This window comes from Fretibacterium fastidiosum, from assembly GCF_000210715.1.
In the GTDB taxonomy this organism is placed as follows: Bacteria; Synergistota; Synergistia; order Synergistales; family Aminobacteriaceae; genus Fretibacterium; species Fretibacterium fastidiosum.
Genome location: NC_021038.1, coordinates 1,298,537 through 1,301,251, shown reverse-complemented (window position 1 = coordinate 1,301,251; position 2,715 = coordinate 1,298,537). Strand labels below are relative to the sequence as shown.

Annotated in this window: 3 protein-coding genes and 1 pseudogene; all 4 read left to right on the top strand. The window is 53.4% G+C overall.

Features of this window, described 5'->3' with window-relative positions:
- Window positions 1-180 precede the first annotated feature (180 nt).
- Entirely contained in the window at window positions 181-921 is a 741-nt protein-coding gene (locus SY1_RS06030) for an amino acid ABC transporter ATP-binding protein (protein ID WP_015556493.1), read from the top strand.
- Window positions 922-923: 2 nt separating this feature from the next.
- On the top strand, window positions 924-1,700 hold the full coding sequence (locus tag SY1_RS06025; RefSeq protein WP_208873075.1) for a transporter substrate-binding domain-containing protein: 777 nt from the start codon (window positions 924-926) through the stop codon (window positions 1,698-1,700).
- 22 nt (window positions 1,701-1,722) lie between these two features.
- Window positions 1,723-2,385, top strand: coding sequence for an amino acid ABC transporter permease (locus SY1_RS06020; protein WP_015556492.1), 663 nt, complete (start codon window positions 1,723-1,725; stop codon window positions 2,383-2,385).
- 198 nt (window positions 2,386-2,583) lie between these two features.
- Window positions 2,584-2,715: pseudogene (locus SY1_RS06015) on the top strand (ATP-binding cassette domain-containing protein); the annotation flags it as partial.

The following is a 2,715-nucleotide window of genomic DNA, read 5'->3' as shown; positions in this document are numbered from 1 at the left end:
CGCTGGACCTCGCCCCGGTGTATTTAAGTGACGAAGTTGTCCCTGACAAGGTGGGAGAGAAGAGGGAATTGGGGCCCTGCGCAGGTGGTTTGCCGTTCCAAGTGCCTTCCTTTTAGGGACACGGGCCGTTTGTAACGATGCGGCGTGGCATTTATTTAAGGATGAGATGATGGAGAGCGCATGATCGAGATTCGCGGCGTCAAAAAATCGTTCGGTTCCCTTGACGTGCTCAGGGGGATCGACTTGGATATCGACAGGGGCGAAGTCGTCTCTATCATAGGCCCATCGGGAACGGGCAAATCCACCTTTTTGAGGTGCCTGAACTATCTTGAGGAGCCCGAGGCAGGAACGGTCATTTTTGGTGACGGCAAGGTCTTTGACTTTTCCCGGTTTGAAAACAAGCTCATTTGCGAGCTCCGGTCTCATAGCTCCATGGTCTTTCAGAATTTTTCCCTGTTCGCCAATTTGACGGCAGGAGAGAACATCGCACTGCACCTCCAGAAGGTGAAAAAGTGGAAATACGACAAGGTTACGGAGCGGGTCACGGAACTTCTGCGGATGATGGGACTGGAGGACAAGGCGGACAGTTACCCGCGCCAGCTGTCCGGTGGGCAACAGCAGCGCATTGCAATAGCCCGTGCGATGGCGATAGAGCCGGAGATTATGCTGTTCGACGAGCCGACGTCGTCCCTGGATCCGGAGCTCGTCAAGTACGTCCTTGGGGTTATCCGACGTCTTGCAGATTGTAGACAAACCATGCTCATCGTGACGCATGAGATGAAGTTCGCGCAGGAGGTGTCGGACAGGGTGATCTTCATGGATGGAGGGAGGGTTTTGGAAGCGGGCAGTCCTGATGACATTTTTGAACGACCGAAACATGACAGGATCAAGGAATTTTTGGACTTGGTGAGAGAGGGTTGAAGATGATGAGAAAAATTGTGCTGTGCGTATCCGTTGCAGTGATCCTTTTGGCGTCGTGCGCCTATGGAGCTGAGCCTGAAAAAAAGGTCCTGAGGGTCGGCATGGACGGTTCTACTTCTGGGTTCTCAATGTTGAACGACAAAGGGGAGTTGGAAGGGTTTGAGGTGGACGTCTGGAAGGAGATCGCCAAACGCAACGACTGTGAGGTCAAATTTGAACAGATGCCCTTTTCGAGTCTGCTGGGAATGATCTCGGATGGGCGTGTGAATACGGTGGCCAACACCCTGAATCCCACAGATAAGCGGAGGGAGACTTATAACTTCAGCGATCCATATCTTTATGATGAGCTGAATTTGATTTCGGCTCCTTCGGTCCAGGCAAAAACCTTCAAAGATCTTGATGGAATGAGTGTCGGGGTGGTCATCAGTTCTACGGACGATGCGTTCGTCGATCTCATCGAGAAGGAAAACAGTATCAAAGTGAAACGGGTTTATTTTGACGACACGGCGACTCAGGACGTCGTCTCAGGGAAGGTTGACGCCTGCGTCCAGTCTCAGACGATCGCTCTTGAAATCATTCAGCGTTTGGGGGCTGACAAGGTGAAGGTGCTTCTGGGAAGCGGGATTTATCTCGAGAGCGCGTACCCCTTTGCCAAGACGCCTGAGGGTGACGCTCTGCGGGAGATGACCAACAGAACGCTCGGTGCCATGAGGGAGGACGGGGCGCTAAGGGCGATCTCCGAAAAGTGGTTTGACTTCGACTTTACCGTGAAGCATTAGGGTTGGATGCTGGGGCCTGTTTATGGATCTGAATTTCGTCGGTCAGGTTTTTCTGAAAATGCTGCCGGCCTTGCCGAGGACGCTTTCAGTCACGGTTCTTCCTTTTATCGCGGCTCTCTTCCTGGGGTTAATGGTGACGCTGCCGATCGTCTATAAAATCCCGGTTTTGAAGCCGTTATGCAAGGTCTACGTCTCTTTTTTTCGCGGGACGCCTTTTATCGGGCAGCTCTTCATGATCTACTTCGGCTTGCCGAGAATGTTTGCATGTCTGTCGGCCATGGATAAGATCGAGGGTTTTGTGTTGACGATGGCGCTTAACTCCAGCGCCTATTTGAGTGAAATCATCCGCGGGGCGTTTTTAGCCGTGGATCGCGGGCAGATAGAGGCGGCGAAGTCGATCAACCTGAGCCGAATGCAGACTCTGCGGCTGATCGTGATCCCCCAGGCGATCCCCGTGGCCGTGCCGGGTATAGTCAACGTTCTGATCGACGCCATAAAAGGGTCCTCGCTGGCCTTCACCATTGGCATCCTGGACATTACAGCCGTCGCCAAGATACAGGCCGGCATCACCTTTCGGTACTTTGAGGCCTATATGGCTATGGTCATGATGTACTGGTTCATCGTCCTGGTGTTGGAGCAGATGCAGAAGCGTTATGAACAGCGGATCAAACTCACTTCTGCCTAAGCATGAGGTCCCCCGCTTCTCCTCGCAAAATATAAAATAGATTCGGAGGTCCTAGGTGTTCTCGACTGCAAAGAATGCGCCGCGCTATCCCAGACTTTGTTTTTATCTGGATCATATCCGCGACAACGCGGCTCGTGTGACTGATGTATGCCGTTCCACCGGGATTTTCTGTCTATGCAGTGAAAAGGGACGCTGCGCATCCTGCGGGTCGTCGGGCTGGAGGACAAGAGGGATTCCTATCCGGCCCACCTGTCCGGAGGGCAGCAGCAGCGCGTCGGCATCGGCCGGGCCATGGCGGTGAAGCCGGAGGTCATGTTGTTCGATGAGCCC

Excerpts from the sequence above, each read along its gene's own strand:
- SY1_RS06025 (WP_208873075.1), top strand. The coding sequence starts at position 924 with ATGATGAGAAAAATTGTGCTGTGCGTATCCGTTGCAGTGATCCTTTTG.
- SY1_RS06020 (WP_015556492.1), top strand. The coding sequence starts at position 1,723 with ATGGATCTGAATTTCGTCGGTCAGGTTTTTCTGAAAATGCTGCCGGCC.
- SY1_RS06030 (WP_015556493.1), top strand. The coding sequence starts at position 181 with ATGATCGAGATTCGCGGCGTCAAAAAATCGTTCGGTTCCCTTGACGTG.